Origin of the sequence: Clostridium sp. ZBS15 (genome assembly GCF_023845705.1) — a bacterium.
GTDB classification, from domain to species: Bacteria; Bacillota; Clostridia; order Clostridiales; family Clostridiaceae; genus Clostridium; species Clostridium aquiflavi.
On the sequence record NZ_JAMQHY010000002.1, the window covers coordinates 1 to 18640 of the forward strand.

Here is an 18640-nt window from a genome sequence, read left to right on the forward strand (position 1 = left end):
TTCCTAAAGAATAAAAAAATCTATATGTTTGTTCTTTGCCATATAACAAACATATAGATTACACTAAGTATTTGAGTTATTTTGTTTTTTCATTAGATTTTATACAAAATAATATAAAATTTAATTAGTTTATACATAATACAATACACTTAGCTTTTTATTTTTGAGTACTTTTTTAATCATTTTTTTAGATTTTGTTCTTCTTTCTCAGTATCTGTAATATTGCTTACGGAACCATTATCCTTATCTTTTGAAGTTTCATTATTTTTATCTTCTGTTTCTTCATTGTTTGTTGTATTATCCCCTGGCTTAATTTCCTCTATTGGAGGTAATACTATTTCTGGCTTTGTTTCTGGAACTTCTTCAGGATCCTTCTTTATTTCAGACTCTTTATTATCTTCTATTGGCTTTTGCACTTCTGGAGTAATTTCTTTTATTGTTTCTTCAATTTTATCTTTTTTAGGTATTGTATTATTTTCTAAAGTATTTTCTGGTTTATCACTATATTTATCATCTGATAAATTATTATTTATTTCTGATTTTTCTGAATTTTGTGCATTATCAGCTTTCCAGTAAATACAATTTTCTTTATCTTTTATTAAAGAAGTAATTTCTTTAACAGGAATATTTTCAATTTTAGATTTTACAGTTTCATCAGCTGAAAGAGAAACTTCATATCTTCCTAAACTTATACCTTTAGTTTTTGCTTCTTCCACCGCTTCTTTACTACCTTTTACATAAGTTACATTTTCAGTTTTAAAAGTTGTTTTAATAGCATCTTGTATTTGATTTTCGTAATTTTCATCTTCATGCTTATCTAATAATGCAAAAGCAACTAATACTTCTCCCGTTTCACCTAAATATTCTTTTTCAACTAGAATAGCCTTTATACCTTCTATTCCTTTGTCTATTTCTAGACCATTTATACTTGAAAAATCAATATTTTTGCCGTCCTCATTAACACCTTCAACAGCTACTATTTTCTTCTTATTATTAACCTGTATTTGAATACTTGGATTTATATCTAAGCTTACTACAGCATATGCTTTGTTAAATGCTAATGGTTGAAAGAACGTAAATATAAGTAAGAATAATGCTGCAAATGTTCCAAATGTTTTGAATAAGCTAATTTTATTAACACTTCTATTTTGATTAATATTAACTAAATCTTCTTCAAAGTAAAATATCTTTTGTCCTAATTTCATACCATCTTTTACTTTGATGCTCTCTATGCTACCCGTATCATTCATTACTATTGCATATTCTTTTTTTATTTCCATTATTATTCCCTTACTCATGATTATCACCTACTTTCTGATCCAATTTTTTAGTGTCTTAAGATTTTTCTTAAATATAATTACTACTGAAATTATAAATTTTTTGCTTCGTTTCACTACTTTTTCAGTAACAGAAAATCTAAGTACAATTTTCTTAATTGGTAATCTTTTTTTAACCTCCATAAAAGTTGTTAGTTCTTCTACTTCACTTATTTGCTTTGCTAAATTCATAGCATTTTCTCGTGTTGCTCTTTGCTTAGGCGCTTCTTCCACTAAATCTTCAAATGTAAAGCCATATAACATTATTTCTGATTTTAATATATTTATATCATCAACTAATAATCCATTATCTTCTTCTTCTAAATATTCATCTTGAATTTCTATTCCCTTTTCAACCAGTTCTTCAATAGATGAACATGAATGTTTATTTTGGCTTTTTAAATAATTTTTAATTCTACTTGATATAACAAGCTTTGCGAATGGTAAGAAATAACCTTTATTTTTCTCATATCTTTCAATAGCCTCACAAAATGCAAGTAATGCAATACTTAGTTCTTCATCATTTTCACAAGACACATATTTTCCAGTAACATCAGATATGCTTTTAATTATAAAAGGCATATGTTGTTCTATTAATTGGTTTACATCAAGGTCTTGTCCAATATTTAAATCTTCTAAAACACATTCGAGCATATTTAAGCTCCCTTCCTGTTCATTATTATATACAAAAAATATTAGTATTTTCGGTACTTTTTATTTCCAATGAATAAAATTTTCTAAAATATAATACATTGTATTACTTCATGCTTATATATTACCATATATTTTTTAATAAAGTAACAAGTAACAAACATATTTTATATGCACTAATTTTAATTAAATTAAAATTCAATCTTTTATTTAATTCTTTATAAATAAAAATCTTTTATTTATGATAAATTCTTACTAAATTTATGTATTTATTTTTTTTAATATAAAAATACTGCTAGGACTAATTAAAATCCTAGCAATATTATTAAAAACTATAATATATAAACATGTCTACCATCTCAAATATCTTTAAAATTAGTATGATCTAAATATTGTCATAATAATTATCACCATAATATTCTCTTCTATTATATCTTCCTTGTTTATAAATATTATTTCTATTTTCTATTTGTTTTAGATTCATTTCTATCCTATTAAAATACTGTTCTTTTTGATTTAACTCATTTTCTTTTTCTTTAAGTTTAATTTCTTTTTCTTTAAGTTTAATTTCTTTTTCTTTTATATTATTTTCTTTTTTATTAATTTCCATTAAAAAACGATTCAAATTTTCTTGTTTTTCTTTAAGTTTAATTTCTTTTTCATTAATATAAATTTCTCTTTCTTTTATATTGATTTTTTCCTCTTTTATATTTAATTCTCTTTCTTTTATTTCTAACTCTTTTTCTTTTACTTTACTCATAAAGTCATAAGATGAATCTTTATAAGATTCCTGTTGCATTTCTTTTTCTTGTCTACCCTTTTGTTGTATATCTTTTTCTTGTTTATCGGTTTCTTTTCTTATTGATATTGATTTATAATGCATTTCATTTCTATTATCATTTACCGCAGTTGAAAAAGTTATTAGTGCCATAAAGGCTGCCCCCTTAATCCATTAATATATAGTTATGACAAATTTACTTCATCTATAGCTAAATAGCCATGCATAGCTACGGGACTAGTTGGTTTTGAAATGGAAGCTTCAAAAACAATTGTTTCAGTTACTGTAATTGTATATTGATGATGTTCCCAATCATCACTAATATATGGTACTGAATGTGTAAAAGTATCTCTTACAATTCCATCTGTATTTTTTATAACTACTTTAGCTACAGCCGGATCAGACTGTGGTCCTTCTGTCAAATGGAAGAATGCATAATAATCTATTACCTGTCCAGCTACTACATTAACACTTTGTTTTAGTATAGCGCTTTCATTAACCTTACCTGATCTTAATAAAGCAAAACATTCACTATCTTTACCTTTTAATTCTTTATTTTCACCATCCTTTTTATATTTAAATTCATCTGTGGCTTCAACAAATCCAGCAGGTATATCTATTTTAGTCCATCCATCAAGACTACATTTTCCTTCAACTTCAAATCCTCCATTGACAAAATCGTCTCCTGGTTCTGGTTCTGGACCTGGTTCATTACAATCTTCAAATTCAACTTGGAATAAAATTGATGCACAAAATACTGAATGGCAAGGTAAACAGAAATCTCCATAGTACTCTTCTGAATCATCACAACATTTTCTTATTTCTAGGATATACTCAACTCCACCGTCAAAACTATCTCCCTTTTCAACTACTTTATCATCTGTAATATTATATATTATAAAGTCACAATTTGTACAAATATCCATCACTTTTAAAGATGCTTTTTCAATAAGAGTAAGATCTAAAGTATCATTCACAGTTGGTTGTGAGTCAATTGGATGATACGTTTCTTCTCCGTAATTTCCGAATACTAACAAAAATCCAAGATCGTCACCTTTACCTGGATTACATGGTTCTATCGAACATCCACAATCTCCTTCAGAATATACGTATTTATATGAAAACACTTTAATTTCTTTTTTTATGGTTATAGGTTTTACATTTTGCTTAAAGCAATTTAAATCCTTATTATAAAAGTTAGCTATATTTCTATAATTTATTTTTGCATCTGTAGGCATAATTATTCTCCTTATCTTTTTTTCAGTGAAATTATGGTAAAATTTATTACTACACTATATGTTAATAAGAATAGAATTGTTACATTAATAAGCCCTTATATGAATTCTCCTAAAATTTTCATATAAGGGCTCTAGACAATACATAAAAATATTACCAGAATTAATACATAATTAAGTTCCTCGTAATATTTAAATCAATAAGCTTACTTCTTATATTTATACTTAAAGTTATGGATGTGTTACTGTCACTGCATCTATAGCTAAATATCCATATGGTGGTTCAATAGTAGGAGCCTCTTCAACACTTGCTTCTAAAGTAATTCTTCCACATACTGTAACATCATAATGATAAGGCTCCCAATTTGTACTAACATAATGTGCATTTTGGGTTACTATAGTATCTATTACATCTCCACTAGAGTTTTTAACAACTATTACTTGAGCTTCATCAGGCCAACCTGGGAAATCTGATAAATCGAAAAATGCATAAAAATCTATGCTATCACCTTGCTTAACGTCAAATGTTTGTTTTAATATGCTCTTAACCCCTGCATCTCCACCTTTCAACAAAGCGAATCCACAATCACCATCTTGAGGTGTTAAATTAAAACCAGTACTACTAGTGTAAGATGATACTGCTTGTACAGATCCCCCTCCACTTGCTGGTATTGCAATCCAACCATCTAAACTTGGTTCTTCTCCTTCACAGAAGCTACCATTTTCTAAATCTAACCTAGTACAAGGTTCAAAATCAACTTGGAATAAAATTGATGCACAAAATACTGAATGACAAGGTAAACAGAATGCTGCAGTACAATTTTCGTCATTTTCATCACATTCTCTTATTTCAAGAGTATAAACATTTCCACCTACAAATTCAGTTACTCCTGGAATAATTTCTGTTCCGCCACCTGTTCCTGGTGTTACACCTGTAATATCAAAAATTTTAAAATGACAATCTGCACAAATGCTCATTACTTTTAAAGATGCATTGTAGATATTTGAAAGATCTAAAATATCTATTACTGTTGAATCTGTTGGATTAAGTGGAGAATAAGTCTCTTCTCCATAGTTTCCAAATACTAATGTAAATCCAATATCGTCACCTTTTCCTGGATAGCAGTTTTCTCGACAATCACAGTCTGCTTCTGAATATACATATTTATATGAAAATACCTTTGTTTCACTTTTTATAATTATAGGGACTTCATTTATTTTAAAACAATTTGAACTGGTATCATAAAAACTAGCTTGATTAAGATAATTTACTTTTGCCATACTTATATTCTCCTTTAATACATAACTTTTTTAGCATTATTTATTTGCTACTTTAATTTATGTCGAAATAGGTAGATTTGTTACTCTTTTATTGAATCTTGTTCATAAAAAAATATCTAAAGTAATTGATATAATCTTTTTACTTTAGATATTCTTTAATTATTTACTTATATTTCATAATTTTATAATTTATATTTTCGCTATATTTTAAATAGATCCAGTAACTCATACTTATTTAATTTATTAAATAATCCTTCCTCTTTTAGCTCTCCAGTTATTACATCTTCTATTAAGGCTTTTTTATCATCTTGAAGCAATAGTATCTTTTCTTCTATGCTTTCTTTCGTTATTAATTTAATTACTTGAACTACATTTTTTTGTCCAATTCTATGAGCTCTATCTGTCGCTTGATCTTCTATTGCTGGATTCCACCATGGATCAAAATGTATTACCATGTCCGCTGAAGTTAAATTTAATCCAGTTCCTCCAGCTTTTAAAGAAATTAAAAATATTTTTATATCTTCATTATTATTAAATTCATGTGTAAGCCTAATTCTTTCTTTTGAAGGAGTACTTCCATCTAAATATAAATAAGAAATTTGTTCGCCTTTAAGTTCATCACAAACTTTATGTAATACAGATGTAAATTGAGAAAAAAGAAGTATTTTGTGGTTATTCTTTATAGATTTTTTTATTAATTCTTTTGCTACATTGATTTTTCCACTTCCACCATCATAATCCTCAACAATTATGGATGGATCTAAACAGAGCTGTCTAAGTCTTGTTAAATAAGCAAATATAGCCATTCTATTATTTCTGCTATCAATTTGTTTTAACTTATCCTGTGTATCTTTAACATACATTTTATATATTTTCTTTTGATTCTTTGTCATCTCTACAAAAAATTTATCTTCTATCTTATTAGGCAATTCTTTTATAACATCTTTTTTTAATCTTCTTAATATATATGGATTTATCATTATTCTTAATTCTTCTTTTGATTTCTCATCATTATTTGTAAATTTCTTCGAAAATTCATCTTTACTAAAAAGATATCCTGGCATTATAAAATCAAACAAAGACCATAAATCAAGCAAATTATTTTCAACTGGTGTTCCTGTTAATGCAAATCTAACCTTGGCCTTTATTCCCTTAACTACTTCTGTTACTTTTGCCTTAGGATTATTTATATTTTGTGCTTCATCTATTATTAAATAATCAAATTTCATACTTTCATATTTTAAATAATCATTTCTTAAAGTTCCATAAGTTGTAATTATCAAATCATATTTTTCAATATCATCTAATACTTTGTTTCTAGCTTTTAAATCTCCATGTATAATTCCTACTTTTAAACCAGGGGCAAACTTTTTAAATTCTTCATCCCAATTATATATTAATGATGTTGGAGTTATAACAAATGCTTTCCTATTTGGTTCTGAAAGTAAAAATGAAATTATTTGAATAGTTTTACCAAGTCCCATTTCATCAGCAAGTATTCCTCCAAAACCTAGTTTACTTAAATTTTTAAGCCATCTATATCCTTTAACTTGATATCCTCTTAAAGTAGCATTAAGATTACTTGGAATAAATATTTTCTCGTCATCCAAATTCCCTAGCGTATTTAAGGCTTCTTTAAATACCTCTACTCCATTAACATTATATTTTTTACTATTTAATTTTTCATTTAAATAATATAATTTATTATTATCAACTATATAAGAATTGTTTTCACTCATTATATCTATATTTAAATTTTCTATAATTCGTAAAAAGTTTATCATGTCTCCATCTTCTAAATTAACAAAACTCTCATCATTTAATTTAATATAACTTTTCTTCTCTTTCCATGCTAAATATATTGCATTTAAATCATTATTACTAAAATCACTTAAGGAAAAAGAAAAATCGATACCTTCTTTGTTTTTGTTTAAATCATAATTAATAAATGATCCATTAAATAAAGTAAATAATTTTTCATCTTTTAAATCACTTACTTTTCCAATTTTTTTAATTTTGTTTATTCCATTTTTTAAAAACTCATAATATTCATCATCATTTCCTTGAAATATAAAATCACCAGAACTATAAAAAAATCTAAATTTATTCATTTCACTTTCAATATTTCTAACTTTTCTAGATCTTTTAATTATAAAGTTAGAGTTTATATTATCATGATTATAATCTAATTCTAAATTTTCTCTAATTATTTTAACTTTAATAATTCTATCATTATTCCTATTTATTAAATTAAATTTGAAACTTATTAATTTATCCAAATCATCGATAATATCTTGTTCAATATTTATATCATCAGAAATCTCATTTAAGACTTCTATTATTTTATTTATATCTTCTATATAAGTATCTTTAGATAAAATAATCTTTCCATATTCCTTTAAATCTTCATAAAATTTAATATAACTCTGTAAGTGCTTTATAGGAGATATGTATATATTTCTATCATATAAAAAAGCATTCATTTTTTTATTTAATGGTATAGGAAAAACTTTTTTTGTTTTCAATACATAATCTTCTTTTAACTTTTTAAAAGTGAAACTAATTGGCAAATTAGTAGTTTTTATATCACACAAATAGTTTTGGTAATTATATTTAAACTTTATTTTCTTTTTATTTATAAGATTTAAAAATCTTCTTATATTTTGAGGAAATATTTTTATATTCCCAGTATTGAGTTCTAATCTACAAATACTTAAATACTCTTCTAGAAATTCTATTAATTCTTCATCATCTTCATTAAAGTAATATTTCTTATGGCTATATATGAGTCCTTTTGCTATATAAAAATTTTCTTTTTTTATATAGCTAGAAATAAATTCCTTCATATTAACTAAATACTTTGTTTTACTTCCTATTAAAAAACTTGCTTCAAAATAATCTTCATTTTTATCCTTTACTTCATTTAATACTACATCTATCGCTAAAAGTTCTTTATTATTTTTTTCATCTAATATATATTTAACATTTTCTTTTTTAACATTCTCTATTTTATTTTTATTGCTTTGTTTTTTAACTTGATCAAAAAATGTTAATATTATAGCTACTAAATGTTCGCAAATTACTATCCCATCTAAATCTTCATCATATTTTTCTTTATGACATTCACATTTAGCTAAAGTAACTTTTCCATTTTTCAAATCTAATCTTAAATGTGGATTATATTCTTTAAGTTTATCATCTTTTATTTTTCCATATATGTTATATAAACTTTCAATCTTTTTTCCATTAAGTCTAACCAATTTCTTATCAGTTATAATATCTTTTCCCTTTGTTAAACTTATTTTAGATATACTTTTTAATAACTGTGATTCCAAATCTAATAACTTCAAATTATCACCACCTCAAAAATCCTAAATAAGCCTAAATAATCCAATATTGGTTTACTTAAGCAAGTTATAAATATTAAAAGGAGCTTAGAGACCGGCGAAGGACACTCTAAGCTCCATAATTAGCACTTTACGTACCAACTGCCCATTTAGAATAACATAATTCTTATTTAATAGCAATATATTTTTTATTTAAACTATGCTTTAGATTAACACATTCCTCCATTTCCTCCACCACCTCCACAGGCATTCATATTGTTATTATTGTTCATATTGTTATTATTAGCATTTTTTCTTGCATAATTAGATGCAAATTCCATTACTTTAGCTTGAAGTTTATTTAAGCTATCTAAATATTCTATATTGTTAGGTTCTATTTCTGTTGCTGTTTTTAAATATACTAAAGCTGTATCAAACCATCCTTTTTGTACAGCTATAAAGCCTTGCAAATAATTCCATTCTGCTGAAGTTTTATCATCTGCAACATTAAGCTTAGCCTCTGCTTCTAGAAAATTATTTTTTTCTATTAAAGACCTAACTTCCTTGTACAAGTTCCCATTAATAAGTACATCATAAGCTATGTTCACGTCTTTTAATATAGATTGATTATTTTCATTTTGCTCATTTTCATTGTAACTTTCTACTATCTGTTGGTATTTTTCTTTAATATCATCTTTACTTGCACCTTCATTCAAACCTAATACTTTATATGGATCCAAATTAATAACACTCCTCTAAAAATTTCTTTATTCCTTAATATTAAATATATTTTTCATATTTAATATTATTACATCCCTTATTTTTATTTATGAGTTAGTTCTTAATTAATTTAAAAAAGTTATTAATATATGTTTTTTTATATTAGGCTATATTTTAGTAGAGTTTTTATACATTTAATACAGAGTCTTATATTAAAAAGTATTTTTTTAATATCACTGCACGTATAGTTTCATATTTTATATATGGTGGAAGCTGTTTTTTTATTGCGCTTATTTTTTCATATCCAATTTTTTCACATACATCACTAATTAAATTTTCTTCTTCTTCATTATAAAATTCTTCTAACTCCAAATTAAACTTACTTTCTCCAAATTCTTTAATATAATCTGTTGCATATCCTAAAATAGTTGATATTGAAACCTCTATTTCATCACATATTTCATTTAATTTTCTTCCTTCTTTTAACATGTCAATTGCAATTTCATTGTCTTCTCTATTTTCCCCATCAATAATTACTTTTCTTCTTTTCCTATCCACCCATTTTATTTCTATATTATTCTCTAAAACATATTCACTAACTATTGACACTAGCTTTTCTCCATATAAAGAAATTTTCTTTGGACCAATTCCGCTTATATCTTTTAACTCATCAATATTAATAGGATATCTTCCACTTATCTCTTTAAGTGAATTTTTAGAAATTATCATTTTAGGAAGTGTATTTTCCTTTTTAGCTTCTTCACATCTAATTTCATCTAGCTTATTAAATAACTCTTCATTTGTATTAATATCTAAATGAACACTTTCCATTTTAACTTCTTCTTTTTCCTTTATTTCATTTGATATTTCAATATTATTTTCTTTTACAAATTTCTTTATTTCATTTTCAAATATTTCACCATATTTTTTATACTTTATTTCTCCAACACCTGATATATTTAACATTTGTTCCTTATTAACTGGATATTTTACTGTCATTTCTTTTAATGTAGCATCTCCAAATATAACGTATGGAGGTACCCCATTTTCTACAGAAATTTCTTTTCTTATTTCTTTAAGTATTGCATATAATTCATTGTCTTCTCTAGCTTTCTTTTCAATTTTAAATTCTTTGAATACAACTTTTTCTTCTGACTTTAATACATTCATTGATCTTTGGTTCAATCCTAAAACAGGATACGTTCCATTAACGACAGATATGTATCTATGTGATATTAAAGTATTAATAAAATTTTTAAGTTCATCATTTGAATAATCTTTCATTATTCCATAAGTTGATAATTCATTAAAGTTAAATTGTATAACTTTTTTATTCTTAGAGCCTCTAAGAACATCAACTAACATACCAGAACCAAATTTATTTTTCATTCTATATATACATGAAAGAACCTTTTGCGCATCTATAGTTTTGTCTACTAATTCTCCTTCATTTAAACAATTACTACAGTTGTTACAATTATGATCATAAATTTCTCCAAAATAGTCTAGTATATATTTCCTGTAACATTCATTGCTGTATACAAAATCAGTCATTTCATTAAGTTTTTTATATTGATTATTTTTTCTATCAATATTTTCAATAGATTGCTCTATTAAATACTTTTGTATTTGAACATCTTGAGGTGAAAATAATAAAATACACTCGCTTTTTTCTCCATCTCTTCCTCCTCTACCTATTTCCTGATAATAACCTTCTATATTTTTAGGCATATTATAATGTACTACAAATCTTATATTTGGCTTATCTATTCCCATTCCAAAAGCATTAGTTGCTACCATAATATTACTTCTGTCATATATAAAATCTTCTTGATTTTGCTTTCTATCATTTTCTGATAATCCTGCATGATATTTAGTAACTGAGAATCCATTATGATTTAGTTCTTCATGTATTTTATCAACTTCTTTTCTAGTTGCTGCATAAATTACTCCTGAAGATTCCTTATTATTATTTATATAATTATGCAAGTATAATTTTTTATCTCCAGATTTTATTACATTTATAAGTAAATTTTCTCTATCAAATCCTGTAATAAAAATTTTAGGTTTATTTAAGTTAAGAAGTCTTATAATATCTTCTCTTACCTCTTCTGATGCTGTCGCTGTAAATGCTGTAATTATAGGTCTTTTTTTAAGTAACTTAATAAAACCAGACACTTTTATATAGCTTGTTCTAAAATCATGTCCCCATTGAGAAATACAATGCGCTTCATCTATAGCAATTTGAGATATACTACATTCTGAAATAACATTTAAAAAATTAAGTGATTCTAATCTTTCTGGCGCTATATATAATATTTTACATTGACCACTTTTAATATTTTCTATAACTTGATTTTCTTCACTACTGCTTATTGAGCTATTAATAAACTCACCATCTATCCCCATATCTTTTAATGCATCTACCTGATCCTTCATTAAAGAAATAAGAGGTGAAATAACTATTGTAAGTCCTTCAAATATAAGTGCTGGAATTTGATAACAAATTGATTTACCACCACCTGTTGGCATTATGGCTAATACATCATTTCCATCTATAATATTTGAAATTATATTTTCTTGCCCTTTTCTAAAAGACTTATATCCATAATACTTTTCTAAAAATTCTAATTCTTTGCTTTTCATTTAAATAAATCTCCTTAAAATACTACTTTCTTATTTTGCCATGTTTTATTAGATTATTGATATATTTAAAACACAGTGCAGGAATAATAGTGCGACATATAATTAATTTTAACTTACCAATATTAATTATAGCCTTTTATATTATATATTAATATCTATTCCCACATTATAAAATCTATTAACATATAAATTTTAGTAAAATTTTATAAGGAATCAACTAAAAAGTATTTTTAGTTGATTCCTCTACTTATTTTTATTATTGCCTTATATCATAAAATCAAGACCCTAAAGTTTATTTATATCATTGCATTTTCTCTATACTTTTTAGTTTTGGTTTTCCTTCAACAGGAACATAAATATATACTTTTACAAGTTCAACTTTTAGTTTTGAAATGTCACTTGTTGATCCACATATAAACATATAGTTTGTTCCATCTACAACTTGACTACAGACTGTTATAGGTGTAAATATTCTATCTATATTTTCTTTAAGAGCGGTTTTAAGAACTTCTCTATCTTGCTTTCTTACATACCTATGAACATTCCATTCATTTAAACACTTCTCCATCTTCACACCTCCATATTATATTACCTTTATAAAAAAATATTGTATTTTTGCACATAATTTATTCTTTCTTATTATATTGTTTAAATAGCTGATTAGTATACACTGTAGCCCCTGTAACTAAAATTCCCTGTATCGCTGCATTTATATTAAATCCTAATAAAAGCATTCCCCCTACAATTCCAATAATCAATAAAATAAATGGTATAAATTTATTAGGAATACTCTCTGTCCCCCTAATTATCATGCCTACTATATACAATGCAGGTATTAGTATTAATGCATTTTGTGATATATAGGTCATAAAATCCATAAAAATTCCTCCTAATGTTCTTAATTAAATTTTTCTAGTTATAGTAAGCCTATAATAAATTTTAATTTCTCCTTTAATTACTTTTCTAATCTAAAATTTTATTTCTTTAATATAATATGAATAAGCCTTTCTCTTTGTACACAACAAAAAACCAAATTAAAAAGATTATAATTTTTTTAATTTGGCTTAACAATATTCCTATTTATAATAATAATTTGTTTATTGTTTTATTGCTTTTACTATATAACTATCTTTAAGAATATTAATTTAGTCGTCACTACATACACAGAAACTATGTTGCAATTCTATATATTCATGCCAGTTTAAATTTTTTAGATATTTATCATAATGAACTTCGTTACAAAAACAACCTACTTTATTTTCTAAAAGTTCATTATTTAATCCTTTTTTGCAATAAAAACACTGCTTTTTCATATTATCACTTCCACTTACAATATATTTATAAACATATAATATATTTATACATTTACTCTTTCATTATATTTTAATCAATTTTAACTTATTATATAAGTATATTTTAAATTTTAACTAAAATAAAAGTCATTAATTTAAATCTCTCAATCTTTTGATTAAGGAAAAATAAATTAATGACTTTATATAAACTTATCTTAAATATTATTTGAACAATAATATTTTTCAAATAAAGTTACTTTAAGAATTCTCAATTTTCAATCTATACTTAAGTCATAATTAAAAGCCTAAAAAATATCTTTAAAAATCGCTTTATTTTATATCAAAATTATTAATTTGAAAATGTTTGAGTTCCCATATATTTATTGTTATCTTTATCGTAAATAACACCTACTCCAACCTTATTATAAGAAGGATTCATCATATTTTCTCTATGACCTTGTGAATTCCACCATTGATTAAATAATTCTACTGGATCGTATGTATTATATGCAATATTTTCACCTGTTGTATTATATTTATATCCTATTGTTTGTAACCAGTTTATCCACTTAGTTCCATCTGGATTTGTGTGGTCAAAATAATTATATTGAATCATATGGTTACTTTTATATCTAGCAACTTGTAATAAAGTATTATCCATAGTTAATGGTTGTAAACCAGCTTGTACTCTTTTTTCGTTCATTAATTGAAGAATTTTATTTTCAGCACTACTTTGTATGCTTATAGAATACTTTTCTGGTAATTTGCTTAATCCATTAACATTTACAGAATCTCCATTTGTAGATGGTAAATTTTCTTGTGTATTTCCTGGTTGTTCAGGCTTAACTGTGCCGCCATCTCCATTATTGTCCGGATTTGTTGTATCTTTTCCTGGTACATTCGGAACTGTAACATCATTATTTGATCCATTGTCATTTCCTGATACATCTGGAACTTTAACATCACCGTTTGATCCATTGTCACTTTCTGGTACATTTGGAACTTTAACATCACCATTTGATCCATTGTTACTTCCTGGTACATTTGGAACCGTAACATCACCATTTGATGTATTAGTATCTGTTCCTGGCTTACTATTGCATGTCACCCATCCAAATTTCAAATTACAGCTTGTATTATTATTTTTTATATAATCACTTATTTGTATTTGTCCATTTGAACCTAAACAGAACCAAGTACCATAAACTTTACTCCAACATTTAGTTGTAGCATAATTATTAGTAGTATTATTTTTCCCTGCTGCGGATACCCCTAATGGACTTAGGCTAGTAATTGTTGCTATCGCTACAACCCCTCCTAGTATTCTTCTTAAAAAAGCTTTCTTCATTAGTTTCTCTCCCTCGCTATTTTTTTTGGATATATGTGTAAATTTCAATATAATCCTTTTTAATTAACTCTTTTTCATATATTCAAATTTATTACAACATCCTTGTGTTCAATACTAACATATCCATGACATTTTTCAACCAATGAAGACAAGCTTTAGAATGATTTATCTTCTTTTTATTATAAAATTCTTCAAAAATTCTAAAGAATGCTCCTTTATTTTAGTGCAAAGCATACATTGTACTAAATTTTATATAAAAATATTTGAAAATTTTGTATTTTAAAATATCTTACATATAAAGAAATGGCTATATTACTTATATCATTATAGTAATATAGCCATTGTATTTTTTATATATTTTATTTTTGAGATGTTAACTTTCTTATTCTTGAGATGCTAATTTTTTATAATTATTATATCTTTCTAAAGCATCTTCTTCTGTCTTTTTAAATAAATCTTCTGATATTTCTGGGAATACTTTGGCAAGTGAAGAATATCTAACTTCACCCATTAAAAATTCCCTAAAGTTTTCTTTTGGTTCTTTTGAATCTAGTGAAAATGGATTCTTAACTCCTTTTAATGTAGGATTATATCTATAAAGACTCCAATATCCACATTCAACTGCTTTCTTTTCTTCCTCTTGAGAATTTGACATTCCGATTTTTATTCCATGACTTATGCAAGGTGCATAAGCAATTATTAATGACGGTCCATCATATGCCTCTGCTTCTGTTATTGCTTTAAGTGTTTGATTTTTATCTGCGCCCATAGATATTTGTGCAACATATACATAACCATAAGTCATAGCAATCATGCCTAAATCTTTTTTCTTAGTTCTCTTTCCTGATGCTGCAAATTTAGCTATTGCAGCTGTTGGTGTAGATTTAGAAGATTGACCTCCTGTATTTGAGTATATTTCTGTATCAAATACTAATATATTTATATTTTCTCCTGATGCAATAACATGATCAAGTCCTCCAAAGCCTATATCATAAGCCCAACCATCTCCACCAAATATCCATTGAGATCTCTTAACTAAGAATTCCTTATCCTTTAATATAACTTTTGCAAATTCATTATTTTCTTTTTCAAGTACTTCTATAACTTTATTAGACCTATCTCTACTTCCTTCACCACAATCTTTATGTTCTAACCAATCTTTTAATACTTCTTTTGCATTATGAGGCATATCAGATTTCAAAGCAAGTTCAATATTATTAGCTATTCTTTCTCTTATAGCTTTAACTCCTAAATACATACCATATCCAAACTCAGCATTATCTTCAAATAATGAATTTGCCCATGCCGGACCATGTCCTTGTTGATTTTTTGTATAAGCTGTAGCAGGTGCTCCTGCAGCCCAAATTGATGAACATCCTGTAGCATTTGCTATCATCATCCTATCACCAAACAATTGAGTTACAAGTTTAGCATATGAGGTTTCTCCACAACCTGCACAAGCTCCTGAGTATTCAAGAAGTGGTGTTTCAAATTGACTTCCTTTTACAGTATTTTTATTCATAGGATTTTTATTAGTTACTTTTTCGACTGTATAATTCCAAACTTCTATTTGTTCATGTTGAGAAGCTTGAGGTTTCATAACTAATGCTTTTCCTGGTGCTGGACATACTTCAGCACAATTTCCACATCCTGTACAATCAAGAGGGGTTACTCCTATTGAATAATATAATTTTTCATCACTCTTTAAAGCTTTTGGCTCAACAAGTTTAATAGATGATGGTGCTTTTAATTTTTCTTCATCATTTAATAAAAATGGTCTTATTGTAGCATGTGGACACACATATGAACATTGATTACATTGTATACATTTTTCTGGTAGCCATTCTGGAACATTCACTGCAATTCCTCTTTTTTCATAAGCAGTAGTTCCTGCCATAAATGTACCATCTTCAATATTATGCTTTACAAAAGTTGATACTGGTAAAGAATCACCTTCTAATCTATTCATAGGATTTACTATTTCCCTTATAAAATCAGGTAACTCTTCATTATGTTCTTTTTTATCATCTATAACATTTTTCCATCCAAATGGTATTTCAATTTTTATTACACCTTCAACGCCAGCATCAATAGCATCATGATTCATTCTAACTACTTTTTCGCCTTTTTTACCATATGTATTTACAACAGCTTCTTTTAAATACTTAACTGCATCTTCAACAGGTATAATGTTTGTTATTTTAAAAAATGCAGATTGCATTATCATGTTTATTCTTCCACCAAGTCCGATATCTTGAGCTATCTTAATTGCATTTATTGTATAGAATTCTATATCATTTTCTGCTATAAATTTTTTCATACTTGCAGGTAATTTTTCCTCTAATTCTTCCTTATTCCATATTGTATTTAATAGGAATCTAGAATTTTTCTTCAATCCTTTTAATACATTGTATTTATACACATATGATTGATTATGACAAGCAATAAAATCTGCTTTATCTATTAAATATCTTGATTTTATAGGTTCTTTACCAAATCTTAAATGAGATACTGTAATACCACCAGATTTTTTAGAATCATAATCAAAATATCCTTGAGCATACATATCAGTATGATCTCCTATAATTTTTATAGCACTTTTATTTGCACCTACAGTACCATCTGATCCTAATCCCCAAAACTTACAAGAAGTAGTTCCTTCTGGTATAGCATCTATTCCCTTATGTGGCTTCAATGATTTATTTGTTAAATCATCAGTTATTCCTATTGTAAAGTCATTTTTTGGTTCATCATTAAGTAAGTTATCAAAAACAGCAGCGATATGTTCAGGTGTAGGGTCTTTAGATCCTAATCCAAATCTACCTCCAACAACAATAGGAGCGTCTTTTTTACCATACAAACTTCTAACTACATCTAAATATAAAGGTTCTCCTATTGATCCTGGTTCTTTAGTTTTATCTAAAACAGCAATTTTCTTAACACTTTCTGGTATTGATTTTAATAATTTCTCTACTGAAAATGGTCTATATAATCTAACCTTTACTAAACCTACTTTTTGTTTATTATTATTTAAATAATCAACTGTTTCTTCTATTACATCATTTACACATCCCATTGATATTATTATTCTATCAGCATCTTTTGCACCATAATAATCAAAACAATGATATTCTCTACCTGTAAGCTTAGTTATTTCATTCATATACTCCTCTACTATATATGGAATATCATCATAAGATTTGTTTACTGCTTCTCTTGTTTGAAAATATATATCTGGATTTTGAGCTGTACCCCTAGTTACTGGATGATTAGGGTTTAATGCGTTCTTTCTAAATTCATCAATTGCATTGTAATCAACGAGTTTAGCTAATTCATCTTGCTCAATAACTTCAATTTTTTGAATTTCATGAGATGTTCTAAATCCATCAAAAAAATTTACAAATGGTATTTTTCCTTTTATAGCTGCTAAATGTGCAACTCCTGATAAATCCATAACTTCTTGTACAGAAGTTTCTGCAAGCATAGCAAAACCTGTTTGTCTTGCTGCCATAACATCTTGATGATCTCCAAAAATATTTAATGAAGATGTAGTAAGTGCTCTGGCTGATACATGCATAACACAAGGTAATTTTTCTCCAGCTATTTTATACATGTTAGGTATCATAAGTAATAATCCTTGTGATGCTGTATATGTTGTTGTTAATGCACCTGCTTGAAGTGAACCATGCATAGCACCAGCCGCTCCTGCTTCTGATTGCATTTCAACTATTTTAACAGACTCTCCAAATATGTTTTTTCTTCCTTGAGATGCCCATTCATCAACATGTTCTGCCATTGGTGATGAAGGTGTTATAGGATAAATAGCTGCTACTTCTGTAAATCCATATGATATATGTGCTGCAGCAGTATTTCCATCCATAGTTTTAGTTCTTCTCATCTTATCTACCTCTTTTGCTTAATTATTTATTAAATATGAAAAATGTATTTTCTTAAAAACTTAATTTTAACCTCTATATTCTTTTATAGTATTTGAAAAAAATTAAGTATTATGTACATTTTTCAACTTATAAAAAATCATCAAAGCAA

General features: G+C 26.4%; 13 protein-coding genes. All 13 read right to left on the bottom strand.

All coding sequences use genetic code 11. From position 1 onward, the window contains the following. Window positions 1-179: 179 nt before the first annotated feature. Window positions 180-1298 (bottom strand): anti-sigma factor domain-containing protein, encoded by a 1119-nt coding sequence (locus tag NG904_RS00590; protein ID WP_252229103.1) that lies wholly within the window; start codon window positions 1296-1298, stop codon window positions 180-182. A 9-nt stretch (window positions 1299-1307) separates the two neighbouring features. Next, the gene (gene sigI, locus NG904_RS00595) at window positions 1308-1970 is read right to left on the bottom strand and encodes an RNA polymerase sigma factor SigI (RefSeq protein ID WP_252213489.1); all 663 of its coding nucleotides are present in this window, start codon (window positions 1968-1970) and stop codon (window positions 1308-1310) included. Between the two features lie 382 nt (window positions 1971-2352). Continuing rightward, on the bottom strand, window positions 2353-2898 hold the full coding sequence (locus NG904_RS00600) for a ribonuclease (protein WP_252229105.1): 546 nt from the start codon (window positions 2896-2898) through the stop codon (window positions 2353-2355). 32 nt (window positions 2899-2930) lie between these two features. Further along, entirely contained in the window at window positions 2931-3983 is a 1053-nt protein-coding gene (locus NG904_RS00605) for a hypothetical protein (RefSeq protein ID WP_252229107.1), read from the bottom strand. Between the two features lie 228 nt (window positions 3984-4211). Next, window positions 4212-5261 (bottom strand): hypothetical protein, encoded by a 1050-nt coding sequence (locus NG904_RS00610; RefSeq protein ID WP_252229109.1) that lies wholly within the window; start codon window positions 5259-5261, stop codon window positions 4212-4214. Window positions 5262-5461: 200 nt separating this feature from the next. Beyond that, window positions 5462-8611, bottom strand: a complete 3150-nt coding sequence (locus NG904_RS00615) for a DEAD/DEAH box helicase (RefSeq protein ID WP_252229111.1) — start codon at window positions 8609-8611, stop codon at window positions 5462-5464. 206 nt (window positions 8612-8817) lie between these two features. Continuing rightward, window positions 8818-9327 (bottom strand): tetratricopeptide repeat protein, encoded by a 510-nt coding sequence (locus tag NG904_RS00620; protein WP_252213479.1) that lies wholly within the window; start codon window positions 9325-9327, stop codon window positions 8818-8820. A 187-nt stretch (window positions 9328-9514) separates the two neighbouring features. Beyond that, window positions 9515-11953, bottom strand: coding sequence for a DNA helicase RecQ (gene recQ / locus NG904_RS00625; RefSeq protein ID WP_252229112.1), 2439 nt, complete (start codon window positions 11951-11953; stop codon window positions 9515-9517). 301 nt (window positions 11954-12254) lie between these two features. Further along, the gene (locus tag NG904_RS00630) at window positions 12255-12521 is read right to left on the bottom strand and encodes a hypothetical protein (RefSeq protein WP_252213475.1); all 267 of its coding nucleotides are present in this window, start codon (window positions 12519-12521) and stop codon (window positions 12255-12257) included. A gap of 58 nt (window positions 12522-12579) precedes the next feature. Beyond that, window positions 12580-12831 (bottom strand): phage holin family protein, encoded by a 252-nt coding sequence (locus NG904_RS00635; protein WP_252213473.1) that lies wholly within the window; start codon window positions 12829-12831, stop codon window positions 12580-12582. A gap of 267 nt (window positions 12832-13098) precedes the next feature. After that, window positions 13099-13266 carry a hypothetical protein gene (locus NG904_RS00640; RefSeq protein ID WP_252229114.1) on the bottom strand — a complete coding sequence of 56 codons (168 nt, stop codon included), beginning with the start codon at window positions 13264-13266 and terminating at the stop codon, window positions 13099-13101. Between the two features lie 328 nt (window positions 13267-13594). Beyond that, window positions 13595-14593: a CAP domain-containing protein gene (locus tag NG904_RS00645; RefSeq protein ID WP_252229116.1), complete on the bottom strand. Its 999-nt coding sequence runs from the start codon at window positions 14591-14593 to the stop codon at window positions 13595-13597. Window positions 14594-14975: 382 nt separating this feature from the next. Continuing rightward, entirely contained in the window at window positions 14976-18491 is a 3516-nt protein-coding gene (nifJ, locus tag NG904_RS00650) for a pyruvate:ferredoxin (flavodoxin) oxidoreductase (RefSeq protein ID WP_252229118.1), read from the bottom strand. Between the last annotated feature and the right edge of the window lie 149 nt (window positions 18492-18640).